This window comes from Aequitasia blattaphilus (assembly GCF_024721305.1).
GTDB lineage: Bacteria > Bacillota > Clostridia > Lachnospirales > Lachnospiraceae > Aequitasia > Aequitasia blattaphila.
On sequence record NZ_JAMXOD010000005.1, the window covers coordinates 45,422 to 66,292 of the forward strand.

General features: G+C 39.0%; 19 protein-coding genes. 3 read left to right on the forward strand and 16 right to left on the reverse strand.

Annotated elements, in window-relative coordinates:
• Positions 1 to 8: 8 nt before the first annotated feature.
• The 7 genes from groL to NHH15_RS04970 form a co-directional block, all read right to left on the reverse strand.
• Complete coding sequence (groL, locus tag NHH15_RS04940; RefSeq protein WP_262065546.1) at positions 9 to 1,631, reverse strand: chaperonin GroEL; 1,623 nt, start codon at positions 1,629 to 1,631, stop codon at positions 9 to 11.
• A gap of 27 nt (positions 1,632 to 1,658) precedes the next feature.
• The gene (locus NHH15_RS04945) at positions 1,659 to 1,943 is read right to left on the reverse strand and encodes a co-chaperone GroES (protein ID WP_262065547.1); all 285 of its coding nucleotides are present in this window, start codon (positions 1,941 to 1,943) and stop codon (positions 1,659 to 1,661) included.
• 90 nt (positions 1,944 to 2,033) lie between these two features.
• Complete coding sequence (locus NHH15_RS04950) at positions 2,034 to 2,333, reverse strand: hypothetical protein (protein ID WP_262065548.1); 300 nt, start codon at positions 2,331 to 2,333, stop codon at positions 2,034 to 2,036.
• A gap of 59 nt (positions 2,334 to 2,392) precedes the next feature.
• Positions 2,393 to 3,172 carry a GTP-sensing pleiotropic transcriptional regulator CodY gene (codY, locus tag NHH15_RS04955; RefSeq protein WP_262065549.1) on the reverse strand — a complete coding sequence of 260 codons (780 nt, stop codon included), beginning with the start codon at positions 3,170 to 3,172 and terminating at the stop codon, positions 2,393 to 2,395.
• Positions 3,173 to 3,249: 77 nt separating this feature from the next.
• On the reverse strand, positions 3,250 to 5,319 hold the full coding sequence (gene topA, locus NHH15_RS04960; RefSeq protein ID WP_262065550.1) for a type I DNA topoisomerase: 2,070 nt from the start codon (positions 5,317 to 5,319) through the stop codon (positions 3,250 to 3,252).
• Positions 5,320 to 5,342: 23 nt separating this feature from the next.
• Positions 5,343 to 6,428 (reverse strand): DNA-processing protein DprA, encoded by a 1,086-nt coding sequence (gene dprA, locus NHH15_RS04965; protein WP_262065551.1) that lies wholly within the window; start codon positions 6,426 to 6,428, stop codon positions 5,343 to 5,345.
• 19 nt (positions 6,429 to 6,447) lie between these two features.
• Positions 6,448 to 7,944, reverse strand: a complete 1,497-nt coding sequence (locus tag NHH15_RS04970; RefSeq protein WP_262065552.1) for a YifB family Mg chelatase-like AAA ATPase — start codon at positions 7,942 to 7,944, stop codon at positions 6,448 to 6,450.
• Between the two features lie 173 nt (positions 7,945 to 8,117).
• On the opposite strand from NHH15_RS04970, the gene NHH15_RS04975 reads away from it, so the two are divergent.
• From NHH15_RS04975 to NHH15_RS04985, 3 genes are all read left to right on the forward strand, one after another.
• Positions 8,118 to 9,377, forward strand: a complete 1,260-nt coding sequence (locus NHH15_RS04975; protein ID WP_262065553.1) for a sensor histidine kinase — start codon at positions 8,118 to 8,120, stop codon at positions 9,375 to 9,377.
• On the forward strand, positions 9,378 to 10,226 hold the full coding sequence (locus NHH15_RS04980) for a response regulator (RefSeq protein ID WP_262065554.1): 849 nt from the start codon (positions 9,378 to 9,380) through the stop codon (positions 10,224 to 10,226).
• A gap of 95 nt (positions 10,227 to 10,321) precedes the next feature.
• Positions 10,322 to 11,371 (forward strand): PTS sugar transporter subunit IIC, encoded by a 1,050-nt coding sequence (locus NHH15_RS04985; protein WP_262065555.1) that lies wholly within the window; start codon positions 10,322 to 10,324, stop codon positions 11,369 to 11,371.
• Between the two features lie 92 nt (positions 11,372 to 11,463).
• Here the strand turns inward: NHH15_RS04985 and NHH15_RS04990 are convergent, their stop codons facing one another.
• The 9 genes from NHH15_RS04990 to mtaB form a co-directional block, all read right to left on the reverse strand.
• On the reverse strand, positions 11,464 to 14,217 hold the full coding sequence (locus NHH15_RS04990; protein WP_262065556.1) for a hypothetical protein: 2,754 nt from the start codon (positions 14,215 to 14,217) through the stop codon (positions 11,464 to 11,466).
• Positions 14,218 to 14,420: 203 nt separating this feature from the next.
• Positions 14,421 to 15,644 (reverse strand): peptidase U32 family protein, encoded by a 1,224-nt coding sequence (locus NHH15_RS04995; RefSeq protein ID WP_262065557.1) that lies wholly within the window; start codon positions 15,642 to 15,644, stop codon positions 14,421 to 14,423.
• Between the two features lies 1 nt (position 15,645).
• The gene (locus NHH15_RS05000) at positions 15,646 to 16,296 is read right to left on the reverse strand and encodes an O-methyltransferase (RefSeq protein WP_262065654.1); all 651 of its coding nucleotides are present in this window, start codon (positions 16,294 to 16,296) and stop codon (positions 15,646 to 15,648) included.
• A 57-nt stretch (positions 16,297 to 16,353) separates the two neighbouring features.
• The gene (locus NHH15_RS05005; RefSeq protein ID WP_262065558.1) at positions 16,354 to 18,021 is read right to left on the reverse strand and encodes a ribonuclease J; all 1,668 of its coding nucleotides are present in this window, start codon (positions 18,019 to 18,021) and stop codon (positions 16,354 to 16,356) included.
• Positions 18,022 to 18,039: 18 nt separating this feature from the next.
• A complete protein-coding gene (locus tag NHH15_RS05010) occupies positions 18,040 to 18,489 on the reverse strand; it encodes a Fur family transcriptional regulator (RefSeq protein ID WP_262065559.1) in 450 nt (149 codons plus the stop codon).
• Between the two features lie 7 nt (positions 18,490 to 18,496).
• Positions 18,497 to 18,757 (reverse strand): DUF1292 domain-containing protein, encoded by a 261-nt coding sequence (locus tag NHH15_RS05015; protein ID WP_262065560.1) that lies wholly within the window; start codon positions 18,755 to 18,757, stop codon positions 18,497 to 18,499.
• 15 nt (positions 18,758 to 18,772) lie between these two features.
• Positions 18,773 to 19,198 carry a Holliday junction resolvase RuvX gene (gene ruvX, locus NHH15_RS05020; protein ID WP_262065561.1) on the reverse strand — a complete coding sequence of 142 codons (426 nt, stop codon included), beginning with the start codon at positions 19,196 to 19,198 and terminating at the stop codon, positions 18,773 to 18,775.
• The gene (locus NHH15_RS05025) at positions 19,199 to 19,465 is read right to left on the reverse strand and encodes an IreB family regulatory phosphoprotein (protein WP_262065562.1); all 267 of its coding nucleotides are present in this window, start codon (positions 19,463 to 19,465) and stop codon (positions 19,199 to 19,201) included. It lies immediately after the preceding gene.
• A gap of 57 nt (positions 19,466 to 19,522) precedes the next feature.
• Positions 19,523 to 20,809 carry a tRNA (N(6)-L-threonylcarbamoyladenosine(37)-C(2))-methylthiotransferase MtaB gene (gene mtaB / locus NHH15_RS05030; RefSeq protein WP_262065563.1) on the reverse strand — a complete coding sequence of 429 codons (1,287 nt, stop codon included), beginning with the start codon at positions 20,807 to 20,809 and terminating at the stop codon, positions 19,523 to 19,525.
• Between the last annotated feature and the right edge of the window lie 62 nt (positions 20,810 to 20,871).

A 20,871-nucleotide genomic window follows, 5' to 3' on the forward strand; every position in this document is an offset into this window, starting at 1 on the left:
AATGGGTATTACATCATACCCATTCCGCCTCCTGGAGGTGCCATCATAGGTTCGTTTTCTTTTATATCCGCTACAACAGATTCTGTGGTTAACAAGGTAGATGCAACACTGGTTGCATTTTGTAATGCACTTCTTGTTACTTTTGCTGGATCTAAAATACCTTCTTTTACCATATCTACATACTGCTCAGTAAGGGCATCAAAGCCAATTCCCACTTCTGATTCTTTCACTTTGTTAATAATAACTTCGCCTTTCAGTCCTGCATTTGCAGCAATGTGGAAAAGAGGAGCTTCTAATGCTTTCAGTACAACTTTTGCTCCGGTCTTTTGGTCTCCTTCTAATTCTTCTGCGAATTTTTCAACTTCCTTCGCTGCATGAATATATGCTGAACCACCACCTGCAATAATTCCTTCTTCTACTGCTGCTCTTGTTGCATTAAGAGCATCTTCCATACGAAGCTTTGCTTCTTTCATTTCAGTTTCTGTTGCTGCTCCTACACGGATAACGGCAACTCCACCTGCAAGTTTTGCAAGTCTTTCCTGAAGTTTTTCTTTGTCAAAATCTGATGTAGTCTCTTCAATTTGTTTTTTAATCTGAGCAACACGATCTTCAATTGCACTCTTATCTCCAACACCATCAACAATAACCGTATTTTCTTTTTGAACTTTTACTGATTTCGCTCTACCTAATTGCTCAATTGTTGTTTCTTTTAAGTCCATTCCCAATTCATCAGAAATAACCTGTCCACCTGTAAGAATTGCAATGTCTTGAAGCATTTCTTTTCTTCTGTCTCCATATCCAGGTGCTTTAACAGCAACAACATTAAATGTTCCACGTAATTTATTCACAATCAATGTCGTAAGAGCTTCTCCCTCAATATCTTCTGCAATAATTAAAAGTCTGGAACCAGATTGAACAATTTGCTCTAGTAATGGAAGAATCTCCTGAATATTAGAAATCTTTTTATCTGTAATTAAGATGTATGGCTCTTCTAAGTTCGCTTCCATCTTGTCCATATCGGTTGCCATGTATGCAGATACGTATCCTCTGTCAAACTGCATACCTTCAACTAAATCTAACTCTGTATGCATTGTTTTGGATTCTTCGATTGTAATAACACCATCGTTGGAAACCTTATCCATTGCATCTGCTACCATTTCACCAACTTCTAAATCTCCAGCAGAAATTGCTGCTACATTTGCAATTTGATCCTTAGAATTGATTTTGCTGGACATTTTTTCGATTGCATCTACTGCTACATCTGTTGCTTTCTTCATTCCTTTTCTCAGGATAATTGGATTTGCTCCTGCAGCTAAGTTCTTCATTCCATCATGAACCATTGCCTGAGCTAAAACAGTTGCTGTAGTTGTTCCGTCTCCAGCCACATCATTTGTCTTTGACGCAACTTCTTTAATCAACTGAGCTCCCATGTTTTCAAATGCATCCTCTAACTCAATTTCTTTTGCAATTGTTACACCATCATTTGTAATAAGAGGTGCACCAAATGACTTATCCAGCACAACGTTTCTTCCTTTTGGTCCCAATGTAACACGTACGGTGTCTGCAAGGGTGTTAACCCCAGCTTCTAAAGCAGCTCTTGCCTCTGCTGCATGTTTAATTTCTTTTGCCATGATTCTTTACCTCCAACTTATCAATTATTATTTTATTATTGCAAGAATGTCGTCTTGTCTTACAATAGTATATTCTTCATCATCTAACTCTACTGTTGTTCCAGCATACTTCGAATAAATAACCTTTTCTCCTACCTGTACCTGCATCTTTACTTCCTTGCCGTCAACCATTCCGCCTGGTCCTACAGCAACTACCTCTGCCTGTTGTTGTTTTTCCTTTTCCTGACCTGGAAGTACAATTCCTGATTTTGTAGTCTCTTCTGCCATAAGAGCTTTTAAAATCACTCTGTCATTTAATGGTTCTAATCTCATTATTAATTCCTCCTTTTACTTTTTGTTAGCACTCACAAAAAGAGAGTGCTAAATCCCATAGATATAAAATAGCACTCTCTCCATATTTTGTCAACAATTTTTGTAAAACCCTTTTTGTACTAAAAACAGAATAAAATTTTTGTCTTTACTCCAAAACCGCTCTTCAATTTCCCCTTCACAAACTTGTATTTGACCTTCATCATTTACAACGCTGCACTCGTAAACGGCATCCAGGGAAAATAATGGCAATACCTCTTTCACTTCAATATACATCACTTCTTTTTTTTCATCATAGCTATAGACTTCACCATGGTATGTAGTGTCGTCAAAAAATCCCTCTTCCAGGATCATTTCCGTCATCCTTAAATCCACCGGCTGTCCTTCAAACATCAAATCAACTCCTTTAAAAAAGGGGCGTTGCTGTAAATAGCAATCCCCTAAATCTTTGACTATCTTCGATCTGCCTTAATTTTTTCCAGCTCCACAAATGCGTGATCGTTCATAACCTTTATATACGTTCCCTTCATTCCTGAAGACCGGGATTCAATCACACCTGCACTTTCAAACTTTCGAAGCGCATTCACAATAACAGACCTTGTAATTCCAACCCGATCTGCGATTTTACTTGCTACCAGAATTCCTTCTGTACCCTTTAGTTCATCAAATATATGGATAATCGCTTCCAGTTCTGAATAAGAAAGTGTACTAATTGCTGATTGAACAATATGTTCTTTTCGATCCTCTTCTGCGCTCTCTTCATTCACTGAACGAAGCATTTCAAGACCGACGACGGTGGTTCCATACTCACTTAATATAATATCATCAATTGTATAGGTTTGATCTTTCTTATACAGGAAGAGAGTCCCTAAGCGTTCTCCTGCAATATTAATTGGTGTAATAATTGCGAAATAACCTGCTATCAAATCAGAACTAAATCCAAGAGTTTCCAAATTCACATTTTCTTTTGTGGATAGCACGCTTAACAATCTTTCATTCAGAAGCTCATCAATATAACTTCCTACGTCGCTTCCGATGAACTCATCGATGGTTGGTACAAGTTCAGACTGACTAATCCCCAGAACTTTTCCCTTTTTACTGACAACTAAAACATTAGAATGAAGTATCTCTGTCAGCACCTTACAGATATCATTAAATACGACTTTGCTGGAATTGTTATTGTGTAATAATTTGTTTATTTTCCTGGTTTTGTCTAATAATTGCACACTCATCTTTGTTCCTCCATCTCATGAATGTATATTATCATACAATTACTTAACATTCAATTTAATTTACAAAATATTTATAATTATTGCGTTTTAGTCAGAATATGTCCACATTGTTTATTTGTGCACATGAGTTTATTTCCCTTTTCTACCATATAGCTTCCACATACATCACATTTTGTTGTAGATGGCTTCTGCCATGACATAAATTCACACTCTGGATTGTCTTCACACCCAAAATATTTCCTTCCCTTTTTGGTTTTTCGAATTACCACTTCTTTTCCACAAATCGGGCATGGAACACCAATTTTCTCCAGATAAGGTTTCGTATTTCTACACTCAGGAAATCCTGGACACGCCAGAAATTTACCGTGAGGACCGTATTTAATCACTAGATTTTTTCCGCAAAGTTCGCAGACTTCTTCCGTAACCTCATCTTCAATTTTCACTTCTTCCAGCTCTTCTTCTGCTGTTTTTACAGAGGCATCTAAATCCGGATAGAAGTTTTCAATAATTGTTTTCCAACGTACTTTTCCTTCCTCTACACCGTCCAGAAGACTTTCCATGTTAGCCGTAAAATTCACATCAACAATCGATGGAAAAGAATGTTTCATAATCCCATTTACTACTTCTCCAATTTCTGTGAGATAAATATTCTTTTTTTCCTTGGTTACATACCGTCTGGCAATTATCGTCGAAATTGTCGGAGCATAAGTACTGGGACGTCCAATCCCCAATTCTTCCAAAGTCTTAACCAAAGAAGCTTCTGTATAATGTGCCGGTGGTGATGTAAAATGCTGCTCCGTTTCAAAGTCTTCTTTTGTAAGTTTTGAATCCTTTGAAATATGATTTACCACCACATTGGAAATTTCCTTTTCCTCCTCTGCTTCCTGATAAACAGACTTAAATCCTTCGAAAACAATTTTCGAACTTGAAGCAGTAAATTTGTGTTCGCCCGCTCCAATACGCACAGACTTTGTTTCATATTTTGTAGGTTCCATACGGCTTGCAACAAATCTTCTCCAAATCAGCTGATACAAACGAAACTGATCTCTTGATAAAGATTCTTTTACTGCAATTGGAGAGCGCGCTACGTCTGATGGACGTATCGCCTCATGAGCATCTTGTATGTTTTTCTTCTTGCTTTTGTTTTTATCTTCATCTGTTACGTATTCTTTACCATACTGAGCCGCAATGTAATCTCTTACGCTCTGATCGGCTTCCTCTGATACTCTCGTTGAATCGGTACGAAGATAGGTAATCAAACCCACGGTTCCATTCCCTTTAATATCAATACCTTCATAGAGCTGCTGTGCAACCCGCATTGTTTTTGCAGTTGCAAAATTTAATGCCTTTGCTGCCTCCTGTTGTAAGGTAGAGGTTGTAAATGGAAGTGGTGCTCTTTTAATACGTTCGGAGGTTTTCACTTCCTCTACAAGAAATTTCTTCCTGCCTATTTCTTTTAGAATCTCATCCAACTCCTCTTTGGAGCGAATCACTGCTTTTTTGCTTCCTTTACCGTAGTACTTTGCATTCAACAGTTTTTTTTCTTTTTCTACTTTTAAATTAACATCCAGAGACCAATACTCTTCCGGTATAAAACTATTTATTTCCTCTTCCCGGTCTGCGATAATGCGAAGGGTAACAGACTGAACACGACCTGCACTCAATCCTCTTTTCACCTTTGCCCACAAAAGGGGACTGATTTTATATCCCACCACTCGGTCTAAAACTCTTCTTGCCTGTTGGGCATCTACCAAATTCATATCAAGAGCTCTCGGATTCTTAAGAGATGCTTTTACGGCATTTTTGGTAATCTCATTAAAGCTAATTCGATATACATCTTTATCTTCAATTTTTAAAGCCTTTGTCAGGTGCCAGGAAATTGCTTCTCCTTCCCGGTCAGGGTCAGTTGCGAGAAATATCTTGTCCGCTTTTTTTGCTTCCTTTCGAAGCTTCGCCAACAATTCTCCTTTCCCTCTGATTGTAATATATTTGGGTTCATAATCATTCTCTACATCAACACCCAGCTGACTTTTCGGCAAATCCCGAACGTGTCCATTGGATGCGGTAACTACATAGTTACTCCCCAAAAATTTTTTAATCGTCTTAACCTTTGTTGGTGATTCTACGATTACTAAATAACGTGCCATTTAAAAACTCCTCTCAAGTACATTTATATTTCTTTAATCTTCACATAATAATTCTTCGATATCTCTTTTACAATTCCCTCTAATTCGAGTTCAATCAACCCCTTTAAAACCTCTCCAATATCCAACTTCGTCACTTTTACTAATTCTTCGAGATTTTTGGGAAAGAAATCGAGACAACTATACAACAAAAATTCCGTCCTTTCAAGTGTTTTTTTATTTTGTTTACTATTTCCATCTGAAATTTTACCATTTATCTTCATTTCTTCCATGAGTTTTTCTACGGACAAAAAGATATTTGCACCTTCTTGAATCAGGTTATTACACCCCTCACTTAAAGGACTTGTAATTGGTCCCGGCAAAGCATATACCTCTCTCCCTTGTTCCAATGCCATATCCGCCGTAATAAGGGAGCCGCTCCTCTTACGGGCTTCCACTACAAAAACAGAATCGCAGAGTCCACTGATAATCCGATTTCGCGCCGGAAAATGGCTTTTGAAGGGTTTCGTATTAGGTGGGTACTCCGATAGAACTCCACCACATTTTATTAAGTCCGAATAGATTCCTCTGTGTTCTCTGGGATAACAAATATCGACTCCACACCCCAGGATTCCATAGGTCAATCCACCTGCATTCAATGCTCCCCTATGAGCAATGCTGTCAATTCCCCTTGCCATTCCGCTTACAATTGTCACCCCTGCTTTTCCTAGTGCCTCTGCCACTTCTAGCGCCACACCCTCTCCATAAGGAGTTGGTGCTCTGCTTCCTACAATCCCAACAGATACAGCCTCTAAATCCAAACTCCCTTTATAATAAAGGGCATAGGGAGGACTATAGATTTCTTTTAGCTTCTTGGGATAGTTCTTACTATAGTAGGGAAGGAAATTAATTTCCTTTTCATTCATCTCTTCATTAATCCTTTTTATATCTCTCTTTTTCTCGATTTTTAATACTTCTTTTTCATTTTCAGTTAAAAAAGGAACCTTCTCAATTTGTGTTTCTTCTATATTATATACTTCTCGGGCAGAGCCCAATTTTTCCCTTAACAGTTTTTTCTTTTTTCCACCTAAATGACGAATTCCCGCAAGCCAGATTTCATATTCTTCACTCATAACACTGACTTCTCCTTTCCTACCTGATGCGGTATCCCAAGGCTTCTTTAAGATGTCTGGATTCAACTTCTTTTTGTCCCTCCATATCTGCAATCGTCCGAGCCACCTTTAAGACTTTATGATAACTCCGAGCTGTTAATCCCAGTCGCAAAAAAGCTTTTTCCATTAAGGGTTTATCTTCAGGCTGAAGGTTGATATATTTTTTGATTTGACTGATATTCATTTCTCCATTTACTCCTATGTTTTCCTTCTCAAACCGTCTCTCCTGAATTTTTCTTGTTTTTACTACACGCTCTTGTATGTCTTTTGAACTCTCTGCCTGTTTTTCCGATTGAATTTCTTCAAAAGTGATTTTCGGTGTCTCAATACACAAATCAATGCGATCCAAAAGAGGCTTGGAAATTCTGGCCTGATATTGCTCTCTTTCATAAGCATTACAACTGCATCTCTCTACATCTGGATAATACCCGCAGGGGCAAGGATTACATGCTCCCACAAGAATGAATTCAGCCGGAAAATGATACACTGTCTGTCTTCTTAAAATGCTAATTGACCGGTCATCCATTGGTTCTCGCAGAGCTTCTAATACTCCCCTTTTAAACTCAGATAATTCATCAAGAAAAAGTACGCCTTTATGGGATAGCGTAATTTCTCCCGGGCTAGGAGTCATTCCTCCCCCAATCAGCCCCGCTTTTGTCACATTATGATGCACTTTTCGGAAAGGACGCTCCTGAATAAGAGGTGCCATTGGATTAATTAGTTTTGCAAGACTATAAATCTTTGTCACCTCTAGCATTTCCTCCTGATTCATAGGTGGAAGTATCCCCGGAACTCCTCTGGAAATCAGGGTTTTTCCGCTTCCCGGCGGTCCAATCATTAAAATATTGTGACCACCACTTACTGCAATTTCCATTGCCCGTTTCGCCCCCTCCTGTCCCTTTATCTCCCCGAAATCAACCGTGGATTTTCGCGTATTTCCTTTGATTTTCCTTTCTCTTCCAGTCTTCAATCGGGGGGTATTTTCCATAATAATCTCAGATAAAAATTCAACAGGCACTATCTCGACACCTTTTACCAGTGCCGCCTCACGATAATTTTCACTTGGAATAACATACTTCTTGATACCCTTCTTTTTTCCTTCCATTACAATGGATAAAATTCCTGGGATTCCATTCACTTTACCATCCAAACTTAATTCCCCTGCATAAAGGGTTTTCTCTTCTTTCTTCACCTGCTCCATAGCCTGTAAAATTCCAATGGCAACAGGAAGATCAAAGGAACTCCCTCTTTTACGTATTGTTCCTGGTGACAAGTTTGCTACCACATGCTTTGCCGGCATATATATGCCCGTATTTCGCAGCGCAGTACGTACTCTTTTGGTCGCTTCCTTTACCTCTGATGAAAGGCAACCAATGATTTCAAATAGCGGAAGCCCATTGCTAATATCTACCTCCACCTGCACTAAATGAACCTGCATTCCATCAATACAAGCAGAAAGCACTTTGCCAAATGCCATAGCACACCTTCTTTCTTTTTTTATTTGTTGGGATAATTGGTGAAACACCAAAGAATTGTTCTCTCAGATAAGTTTTATCATCATAGCTCACTTATTTTTCACTGTCAATAATAAAAAGCTTTGCGAAACCACTTTAAATATAGTATATATAGACTAGGGGGGATTCAATCGCAATGAATAGTAAACTCAAAAAGACCTTTTTATTAGCATTATTGTCTATATTTAGCGGGCTCATTAGTATGCGCTTTTTTGACAGTGATTTCCAGATCTCTGTCTCTGTCATTTTAATTCTTATTTTTATTTATACCATGCAGCCACTTTACAATTTTTTACTCTTTGCATTAACCGGAATAGGCCTGTTTTTTCTGCGCATAATCGTTCATCTTGTCTTTTATAGCCAAGATGCTTTTTCCTGTTGGGCTTATGTCCCGGAAATATTCTTTTACCTCACCTACGGAATTCTTTTTGTTCTGTTTCACCGGCTGCAAAAAGAACGGAAAGCTCCCTCTCTTTTTGCTTTTCTACCTATCATTTTTATTGATTATGGAGCAAACAGTATAGAGCTTTTAATCCGTATGGGAAGTAACATGTTTAATCGTGAAACACATTTAGGTATTTTATTTGTCGCTTTTTTGCGGACCTTTGTATCAATCTCTGTTTTAAAGCTAATCGAATATTATAAAATTCTTTTGTTAAAACAAGAACATGAGGATAGATATAAGCGAATTTTAATTTTTATTGCCCGGCTGAATGAGGAGCTGGTTTGGCTCAAAAAAAACACGGAACTCATCGAACATACCATGTCAACTTCTTACCAGCTTTATGAAACCTTAAAAACCACAGACAAAGATAATAAACTTGCTGCCATGGCTCTTAGTGTAAGCAAAGATATCCATGAAATCAAAAAGGAATATTTATTGATATTACGTGGTCTTTCCGTCGTGTTGAAGACAGAAGAAGAGGCTGATGGCATGTATATTAAAGACATCCTGTTTCTTATCAAGGACAGTGTTAAGACCTTCGCTGATGAGCTTAACAAAGAGCTTATTGTGACTTTAAATATAGAAGAAAATTTCTATACAAGTAAACATTATCTTCTTCTTTCCGTCTTTCGGAATCTGCTGGTTAATGCCCTGGAGGCTGCACCTGGAAAAATCGTCACAATGCATGTTGAAGAGCACATGGAAAATGGCTTTTATACCTTTCGTGTTTCTGATGATGGAATTGGTATTCCGGCAGACACTATTGATGCTATTTTCCTGCCGGGATTTTCTACAAAGATAAATTATGCAACTGGGGAAGTGAATCGTGGACTGGGTCTGTCTCTCGTCCAAGATATGATTGAAAAAGATTTCAAAGGAGAAATCAAAGTAAAAAGTGATTCCAATGGAACCGAATTTTTTGTTTCTTTAGATGTTGGGGAGGTTGTTTAAATGAAATTTTATTTGTTAGATGATGATAAAAATGTATTATTTTTGCTGAAACAGATTATTATCAGCAGGAAGTTAGGGAGTGTTGTTGGGACCAGTGTTTCTCCTGTAGATGCTCTCGAAGATATTCGTGAAATAGATCCTGACATCGTCTTCGTGGATTTATTAATGCCTGAAATGGACGGTATTACTTTTATCAAAAAAATGAAAGAGGAACGTCTTTCTCCTTCTATTATTATGCTTTCTCAAGTTTCTTCTAAGGATATGATTGCCAAGGCGTATGAACAAGGTATTGAGTTTTTCATTCAAAAACCGATCAATGCAGTTGAAGTAGAGGCGGTGATTCAAAATATCGGTAAAAACATTACGATTATGGATACCTATAAAAAAATGAAGGGGCTCTTTGATTCCGGCATTAATATCTCCGCTCCCGTTACACGCGAGAATCAAGATACCGAAATTTCCGATTACTTAAAAGGGATTTTGCAAAAATTAGGAATTTTTGGTGACGTTGGAAGCAAAGATATTCAGGAAATTGTCTACTACCTATTAAAAAACAATCTTACTCTTGGGGAAATTCCTTTAAACGAGGTCTGTAAAATTTTAAGTGATTCTCCCAAATCTATGGAGCAGCGAATCCGAAGAGCTGCTACAAATGGCATGATTAATTTAGCTCATTTGGGCCTTGAGGATTATTCCAATGAATATTTTATTGAATATGCCAGTACCCTCTTTAGCTTTGAACAGATTCGAAAGGAAATGGACTTTATCAAAGGAATAAGTACTACAAGAGGGAATGTGAAAATCAGGAACTTCATCAATTCTTTAGTGCTTTATTGCCAAAATTTTTAATTATTCCCGTCTTGTTTTGTAGTTTTTTGAAACTTTTTGAAACTCCGGATATATGATGTACTACATAACATTGGTATGTCGAAAGGAGTAGTTTTATGTTAACTATCGTATCTGGAGTAGGTTTGTTACTATTGGCACTTTCTGCATTTTCACTTTTCAGCTTAAAAATGCCGAAAGGCCAGCTGGCCATGAGTGGTATGGCAAATGCTGCCGTTGCAACTTTTCTTGTTGAAGCGGTGCATAAATATATTTCTGGTGATTTGCTGGGAATCAAATTCTTTCAGGAACTAGGCGCAACCAGCGGCAGTTTGGGTGGTGTCGCAGCTGCAATCTTAGTTCCCATTTCTATGGGGGCAAATCCCGTATTGGCCGTTGTTGCAGGTGTTGCAGTTGGGGGCTATGGCATTTTGCCTGGATTTATTGCAGGATACGTCGTAGGATTTTTAGCACCTCTGATTGAGAAAAAGCTACCAACAGGCCTGGATATTATTGGCGGCGCTTTACTAATCGCACCAATTGCCCGTTTAATTGTTATCTTTGTAAATCCAGGTGTGGATGTGGTCCTTGCCCAAATTGGTACAACGATTACTGCAGCAACGGAACAATCTCCTCTTGTAATGGGATTATTATTAGGAGGTATCATGAAGATGATTTGTACCTCTCCCCTTAGTTCAATGGCTCTTACAGCCATGCTTGGTCTGGATGGCCTTGCTATGGGAATTGCAGCAATTGCCTGTGTCGGTGGTTCCTTTACAAATGGTATGATTTTCCATCGTTTAAAGCTTGGAGATAAGAGCAATACCCTTGCAGTCATGCTTGAGCCTTTAACACAAGCGGATATTATTACATCCAATCCAATTCCAATTTATGCTTCCAATTTCTTTGGCGGCGGACTTTCTGGTATGGCGGCAGCTGGTCTTGGAATTATTAACAATGCACCAGGTACAGCTTCTCCAATCCCTGGCCTTTTAGCTCCCTTTGCTTTCAACCCTCCGGTTAAAGTATTAATAGCTATTGGCTTGGCTGTTCTCGGCGGTCTTTTGGCTGGTTTTGTAGGAAGCCTGGTATTCAAAAATTATAAAAAGCCTGCCGATAGAACTGCAGCACATCATGACGTTCCTATGGATCATGCAGGAGTCGCATAAAAATTCATAAAAATCGCCCAGGCCATGAGGTCTGAGCGATTTTTGGGGTATAATTAATTATGCGAACATCTGGTAATCATTTTTTGTATTCGTTATTTTAAAGTTTTTCTCTTAATAATCATTACCCACACAATCAAAGTAACACAGAGCAGAAAAATCAATAGCCCTATAGTAGAATTTCTACTGTCTCCTGTTCTTGGATTGCTATTATCTCCTGTTTTAAGATTGCTATTATCTCCTGTTTTTGGATTTCCTTTTGCTTCCTTATTTGACTTTGAGTCTGCATTTTCTTCTTTTTCCTTTTCCCACTGTACAGCGCAGGTCTTACTCTGAACAGAAAGACTCGTCACAGAGTCTGTTACTACCACATAGTAAGAACTGCCCTCCTCTCCTTTCGGCAAAACCAAACGATTCTCTGTTGCTCCCTCTACAGGCGCTCCGTTCTTGTACCATTGATAGTTCAGTGCATAGTCACCTTCTGCCACAACTGAAAGGGTAATCTGAGAATCCGTAGCCTTTGTCGTAATTGATTCTGGCAAATCCACAATAAGCGTAGGTGAAACAGCGCTATGTACCGTCACTTCTGCAGTCGGAGTATCGAGATAGGTTGTACCTCCATCCACAGAAACTTTTATTGTATAAATCTGATCAGCAGCTGTCACATTGGCCGGAAAAGTATAGGTGGCGGTTTGGGATGTATCACCACCTAACATCGATGTAATTGGTGTGGCATTTCCCTCTAGAAAGACTGCTGCACTCACACCATAAGCAAGACCTGTTCCACAAATGCTAAGCTTACTTGTTCCTCCAGAGCTTCTGTGTTCACTCTTATCAACTGTTACGCTGGATACGGTCTTGGCAATCAAGCAGGTCCTACTCTGAACAGAAAGACTCGTCACAGAGTCTGTTACTACCACATAGTAAGAACTGCCCTCCTCCCCTTTCGGTAACACCAAATGATTCTCTGTTGCTCCCGCTACAGGCTCTCCGTTCTTGTACCATTGATAGTTCAGTTCATAGTCACCTTCTGCCGCAACAGAAAGGGTAATCTGAGAATCCGTAGCCTTCGTCGTAATGGATTCTGGTAAATCCACAATAAACGCAGGCGCAGCAGCACTATGTACCGTTACTTCTGCAGTCGGAGTATCGAGATAGGTTGTACCTCCATCCACAGAAACTTTTATTGTATAGGTCTGATCAGCACCTGTCACATTGGCCGGAAAAGTATAGGTGGCGGTTTGGGATGTATCACTACCTAACATCGATGTAATTGGTATAGCATTTCCCTCTAGAAAAACTGCTGCGCTCACACCATAAGTAAGGCCTGTTCCGCTAATGTTAAGTTTGCTTGTTCCTCCAGAGCTTCTGTGTTCACTCTTATCAACTGTTACGTTGGATACTGCCTTGGCAATAAACGATGCCGAGACGGCAACCTCTTCTCCAGGCATTACAAACGTATATTCTCCCGGCGTCTGGGTGGCGGTTAATGCAATACCGTCTGGATTACTCTCTGAAATGATTTTTAAGCTATCCCTTACATAAATGCAGTTTTCTTCTGGATTCGCAGCTACAGTTATTGTATCTCCCTTAACACCTTTTGTTATGAATGCACCTTGTATCGTAGATTCCACCTTACCATAGCCAACTGTTTCATCATTAATAGAATATCCACTCCATCTCATCTTCGCTGCTGCACCTGGAACAAAAATAAATCCAGAGTGGTAATCCCCTATAGCAATCTCAGAATAATGTCCTTGTGGCAACCAAACACATGCACTCATGTCGGTAGGCAGCCCATACTGATCCGATTCGGATGCTACCGTTGCCGCTCGATAGTCCCCAATTGAAAACGCTGTGCCAGTCCGCAAATCTGTTCCATATTGCTCGTGCACGTTTGGCACCGTAACAGGATAAACACGGTTTCCCTTCCCATCATTTGTATTTTCACCTACTGGAAGTTTTCCATTTACAGCAAAGAAGCTCCCGCCGGTTATAGTAAGGGTACCACCATTGTATTCATGCTCTCCTGCTCCTACATCAAATCCTCTAATCGCGCCTGCGGAAATAAACCCACCATTTATAATAAGACTTCCACCATTTCCTCGACTTCCTCCACCGATTCCCGCACCTGAGCCCTCTTTAACAATGGCAGTAACATATCCTCCATTTACAGTAACATCACCCCCGGAACCCTCATAATATCCACCAATTCCAGCGGCTTCTCCTGTAGAAGTAGCTAAAAGCCGTCCACCATTAACAACGACCGTTCCGCAATCTTCACTGCCAGGATTCCCGCCAATTCCAGCGCCGGAAGCACTTTCTGTTTGTAGGGTTCCGATCCCCTCCATCGACGAATCATCCTCAATCGTTAAGGTTGCTCCACTGGGAACATGAATTCCAGCGTAGGTGTTTCCTTCAATAAAGTTTTCTCCCGCCAAAAAAAGTGTTAGCTTCGCCCCTTGCTCCAACTTCAGTGGACTACCCCATTGTGGTCTATATATATTGACATTTTTAAGTATTACTGAACCATTGTAAGAATCTGGAATAACAAAGCGTCTGCTTAAAGGGTTATCTGCATTATACGAATGACATGCGCCAGTCACACATATATCACCCGAATTAAGTGTAATTACACTTATGCTCACCTCTGAGTTTACTGTGTTAACAACACTAAATTTTCCTCCTGATTCCATTGCTGCCTTGTTCAATTCTTCATTGCTCCAAGATACATCAATTGTTGTTAATTCCGCCGCTTGTACAACACTTAACTTATTCCCAGAAAAAATAGGCAAACACAAAAAAAGAAACAGTGTTGCCAAAATAATTTTTTTCAACGTTTTATTCATAACATTCCTCTCTCTCAGCATAATATAGATATTATATCATAGTCGAGCCTTTTTAACACAATTTGCATTAAATTCATTATCGAACTTTTACTTCTGAATCCCCCCCGATCTGGAGCCCACAATATACACCCAAAAAGGAGCCCTCACCAATTGACGATAGCTCCTTATCTCTCACTTAAAATATGATTTTCTCCAAAATATATCTATTCTTGCTTTCTCAAAATATCAAAAACTTCAGCCTCACCACTTAATTCCACATACAAAACCTGCTTCGGATGCGGTGCACTTTCTTGCTCATTTCCATCCTCATCAAGAATACGCTTCACAGTCACCAATGGGTTCTCCCCGTTTGGCTTCATAATCTCAATCTCTTCCCCTACACTAAATTTATTCTTCTGCTCAATCCGATAAAGTCCATCTTTTACTTCTTTAATCATACCAAGATACGTATATTCTTTCACATACGTATTGCTATCATAAATCTGCGTGGATTCATCTGGCTTTCCAAAATAAAATCCCGTGGTAAACTGACGATAAGTACAATTCGAGATTTGCTCCAGATACCATGGCATATTTTCTTCGTACTTTTTCGGATTCTCAAAATAATCATCAATAGCCTTCCGATAAGTTCTTGCAACCGTTGCCACATAAAGAGCTGTTTTCATCCTGCCTTCAATTTTGAAACTGTCGATACCGGCTTCCACCATTTCCGGAATGTGTTCAATCATACAAAGATCCTTGGAGTTGAAAATATAGGTACCTCTTTCATTTTCATAGACCGGCATATATTCTCCCGGTCTTGTCTCTTCCACTACCGAATACTTCCAACGGCAAGGATGCGTACAGGCTCCCCTGTTTGCATCTCTTCCTGTAAAATAGTTGCTCAAAAGACATCTGCCAGAATAACTGATGCACATCGCCCCATGCATGAAACTCTCAATCTCCATTTCCTCAGGAATTTTTTCACGAATTTCTTTAATCTCCTTTAAAGAAAGCTCTCTTGCACTTACCACTCGTTTCGCTCCCAGATTCCACCAAAAAAGATACGTACCATAATTGGTGTTATTCGCCTGTGTGCTTATGTGAATTTCAATTTCCGGGCATATCTCCTTTGCAATCTGAAAAATAGCAGGATCGGCGATAATAAGAGCGTCTGGACCCATATCCTTCAGCAGAGTGAAATACTCCCTTACACCTTCTAAATCCTCGTTATGAGCCAATATATTGGCTGTAACATACACCTTAACATCTCTTTCATGAGCAAAGTCGATACCTGCTCTCATATCCTCTGTAGAGAAGTTCTTTGCTTTTGCCCGAAGACCAAAAGCTTCTCCACCTATATAAACTGCATCTGCACCAAATACGACTGCGGTTTTCAGTACCTCAAGGCTACTTGCTGGCACTAATAATTCCGGTTTTTTTCTCATTTTATTTCTCCTCGTTTTTTATACTTAGGGCAACCCCATCTCCCAAAGGTAAAATCGATGTTGTTAAACTCTTATGATGTTTAATTGCATACAAGTACTCTCTCATTCTACCATGAATCGTTCGATCCCTTCTCTTAATCCCATATCTTGATTCCAGAATATCTCCCTCCTGCAAAACATTATCTGTCAAAAGAATTCCTCCTTCTCTCAACAGTCTCAGCAGCACAGGAAGATAGTAGATATATTGACCCTTCGCTCCATCCAGAAAAATGAAATCATAAGTCTCTTCCAGACCTTCAATCACATCTTTTGCATCCCCTTCAATTAAGGTTATTTTGTTTTCCATTTCAGCTCTTTGAATGTTATTTCTTGCAATAGGAATTCTTTTTGCATAATTTTCGATTGTGGTGATTTGTGTCTCTTTTCCTGTATAAGTCCCCATATATACGGCAGAAAAACCAATTGCCGTACCGATTTCTAATATATTTTGAGGACTGTGAATTTGAAGGATTGTTCTTAAAAAGGATTGGGTTTCCTTTTTAATAATCGGCACATATCCTTGAATTGCTTCCTTTTCCAGCTCCCCTAAAATTCCTTTATTCTCTTCTTCTAAAGATTGCAAGTAAACCGAAAGTCGACTCGTATCCATTATTTCCTCCCTGAAACGAAATGAAAAGGAGCGAATTACCCGCCCCTTCTCCTGTCTTTATTAAACGTCCATAATAATCGGTAAAATCATTGGTCTTCTCTTCGTTCTCTTCCAAATGAAATCATTCATTGTATCACGGATTACTAATTTTATTTTACTCCAATCCGCATTTTTCTGATGAGCCAGGCAATCTTCTACGGCCTTTGTTAAAACCTTTCTTGCCTCTTCCATCAACCCTTCTGATTCTCGTACATAGACAAAACCTCTTGAAACAATATCCGGTCCTGCCATAAGCTGATTACTGCCCCGTTCTAAAGTAAGTACCACAATCATAATTCCATCTTCTGCCAAATGTTGACGATCCCGCAGAACAATATTTCCTACATCTCCTACACCTAGCCCATCTACCAGAATTTCTCCTGTTGGTACATGATCCACGACCTTTGCGCTTTCTTCACAAAGCTCTAAAACATCTCCTGATTGAAGAATAAATGTATTCTCCTTTGGTATTCCAAGAGACTGTGCAATATTCAAATTCGCTCTTAAATGTCTGTATTCACCGTGTACCGGCACTGCATATTTGGGATGTACCAGAGAATAAATAAGCTTCAACTCTTCCTGACAAGCATGTCCTGATACATGAGCCTCTTGTACAATTACATTAGCACCCTTTTCATACAATTCATTTACTACCTTCGATACCGATTTCTCATTTCCTGGAATCGGAGAGGAGCTAAATATAACAGTATCTCCTGGCATTATTGTCACTTTTTTGTGAATATCCGCTGCCATTCTGGAAAGAGCTGCCATAGACTCTCCCTGACTTCCGGTTGTAATAATAACAGTTTTTTCTGGGGGATAATTTTTAAGCTGGTCTACACTAATTAATGTTTTGTCTGGAACATCCAGGTATCCCAGTTCTCCTGCAACATCAATAATGTTCACCATACTTCTTCCTTCAACTACTACTTTTCGATCGTACTTAATGGCCGAATTAATAATCTGCTGTACACGATCCACATTGGATGCAAAAGTCGCAACAATAATTCTCGAGTTTGCGTGTTCTGCAAACATATGATCAAAAGCAATTCCTACTGTTTTCTCCGACTGAGTAAATCCCGGCCGCTCAGCATTTGTACTGTCTGATAAAAGAGCAAGAACACCTTTCTTTCCAATTTCAGCAAATCTTTGTAAATCAATAGAATCTCCAAAAACTGGAGTATAATCCACCTTAAAGTCTCCTGTATGAACAATGATTCCTGCTGGCGAATATATGGCCAAAGCCGATGCATCCTGAATACTGTGATTCGTTTTAATAAACTCGATCCGAAACTTTCCGAGATTAATCGATTGTCCGTGACGCACGACCTTTCTTCTTGTACTGCGCAGCAGATTATGCTCTGTTAGCTTCTTTTCAATAATTCCCATCGTTAACTTCGTTGTATAAATCGGAATATTGATTTCTCTTAACACATACGCCAAGGCTCCGATATGATCCTCATGGCCATGGGTAATAATAAACCCTTTCACTTTTTCGATGTTATCTTTCAGATACGTAACATCTGGGATTACCAAATCAATTCCCAGCATTCCGTCTTCTGGAAATGACAAACCGCAATCCACCACAATAATACTGTCTTCATATTCAAAGGCAGTAATATTCATTCCGATTTTTTCCAATCCCCCGAGTGGAATAATTCGGACCTTTCCTTTGTATTCTTTTTTCAATTTAATACCTCCATTTTCTTATTTTGAACGGCACTCTTTACATACACCGTAAAATTTTAATTCATGATCCAGAACGTGAAATCCTGTCTCCTCTTCAATGAAATCCTCTAACGAATCCAGTCGATCATCCTTAAAAGGTGTTACCTTCCCACACTCCTTACATATGAGGTGATGGTGATGATGTACGCCTTCTTCTAAACTGGTCTGGGCAATTTCATATCTTGTATATCCGTCATCAAGACTAATTCGGTCTACCAGCTTCATTTCATACAATAGTTGAACAGTACGATAAATCGTTGCCAGTCCAATATCCGGATAATCTTCTCTTACCAATTCATAAATATCCTCAGCCGATAAATGCTTATCTTTCTGACTAGCCAACACTTCCAAGACAATTAATCTCTGTTGTGTTATCTTTAAACCTTTTTCTTTCAGTAATGTTTTAAATGTTTCCTGATTAATAGACATAGATTCCCTACCTTTCAATCGACACATCTTCCAAGAGTTCTTCAAACACCTTCAGTACTGCGTTTAACTCTTCTTCGTCTTCAACTTCTTCATAAAGTGCTTCTAACTCTTCTTCTTTTGATGAATCCTTAAGAATTAGACAGACACCCTCTCCGTCTTCCGAATCTGCAACAAGTAAGTATGTCACCTCATTAATCTTCGTTTGCTCTAAAACATAAAATTCTTCACTTTCCAATGTATCCGGGATTACAAATTCAATTTTTTCCACGCAAAAAACTCCCTTCTATGCTTTTGGTAAAGAGTCTAAATATCCTTGCAATATAAAAACAGCCGCAATCTGATCTACATACTTTTTGCGGTTCTCTCTTCTAACTTTACTCTCCATCAGAGTCCGATTCGCTTCCTTTGTGGTAAGACGCTCATCCCACATCACGACCTCAAGGCCGGTCCGCCTGGTTAGCATCTCCCCAAACTCCATAGATTTTATCGCCCGATCACCAATATCATTATTCATATGCTTCGGCAATCCAAGTACAATTTTTTCCACACCATATTCTTCAATAAGAGCTTCAATCCTTGCACAGGTTTTCCTTAGCTTATTTTCATCTTTTCTTGAAATGGTTTCTACTGCCTGGGCAGTAATGCCTAAAGGATCCGATAAGGCCACTCCGACTGTTTTTGTTCCGTAATCCAGTCCAAGAATCCTCATCTATTTATTCCATCCATTGGACTTGATATAGGTTTTCAGCATTTCTTCTACCAAGTCATCTCTTTCCACCTTCATAATCAAGCTTCTCGCTCCATTATGGCTGGTAATATAAGTTGGATCTCCAGACATAATATATCCCACAATCTGGTTTACCGGGTTGTAGCCTTTTTCGCTTAAAGCCTGGTATACCTGATCCAGAATTTCATATGCTTGTATTTTGGAGTCACTTCCAACTTGAAAAAATTGTGTGTTACTAATATCTTTCATTGATTCACGTCCTTTATTTATACTTCTATCCTATTCTACTCTAAATTTCCCAAAAATTCAATGTGAAATTTGTGAATAACTAACAATGGGTACATTTTTCATTACGTTCCTTTGATTATCTTCATTTCTAATTTGAATTTTTACATATTCTTTCGTATATCCCACTTGATAAGAGCCTTTTTTTGTCTCCACAACCTCTTCAATCAAAATTTCTTTTGTCTTCCCGATTAACTCGTCTTCAAACTCTCTTTGCCTCAATCGATTCAACTCCAACAAAATTTCACTTCTTCTTGCTTTTTCCTGATCCGAAACCTGGTTCTCCATATTTGCCGCTTTCGTCCCTTGTCTTTTGGAATATTTAAATATATGAGTCTCGTAGAAATGTATTCTCTCAACAAATTCCCTGGATGCTTCAAACTCCTCTTTGGTCTCTCCCGGAAAACCAACAATAATATCCGTGGTTAACGCCGGATGTTCAAAATACTGTCGAATCAGACTGCACGAAGCCTCATATTCCTCTGTTGTGTATTTTCGATTCATACGTTTTAATGTTTCATTGCAGCCACTTTGTAAAGATAAGTGAAAATGCGGACAGAACTTATCCATTTCAGATAATTCCCTAACAAACTCTTCTGTGATTATTCTTGGTTCCAAGGAACCCAATCGGATTCTATACAAGCCTTCTATCTGATTGATGCTCTTAATAAGAGCCAGCAAATCCGTATCCAGATCAATGCCATAAGAGCTCAAATGAATACCCGTTAAAACAACTTCCTTATAACCTTGGTTTACCAGTCTCTCTACTTCTAAGACAACATTTTCCATGCTTCGGCTTCTCACTCTTCCCCTGGCATAAGGGATAATACAGTAACTGCAGAATTGATTACAACCATCCTGCACCTTTATATACGCCCTTGTGTGGTCTGAGGCGGTATTCAATTCCAGCTCTTCATACTCATTCGTATGATTAATATCAATCACTTCTTCTAGAATTACTTCCTTACTTTGGTCATATTCTTCCAGAATGGAAATCAAATCTTTTTTTCTGTTATTTCCAATCGCAATATCAATAACAGGATCTCTTTCCCCTTCACTGGTTTCCACATAGCACCCGCAAGCCACCACAATCGCCGCCGGATTCAGCTTCCTTGCCTTGTGAAGCATCTGTCTCGATTTACGATCCGCAATGTTTGTCACACTGCAGGTATTAATAATATAAATATCTGCTCCCGGTTTAAAAGGAACCATCTCATATCCATTTTCTTTTAATAACTCAGTCATTGCCTGAGTTTCATAAGCATTCACCTTGCACCCAAGATTATGCATTGCAACTTTTCTTGACATAAATCTCCTCTTTATCTTGACATTTTCCTTTTATCCTCTTAAGATTATAGTAAATAAAACTA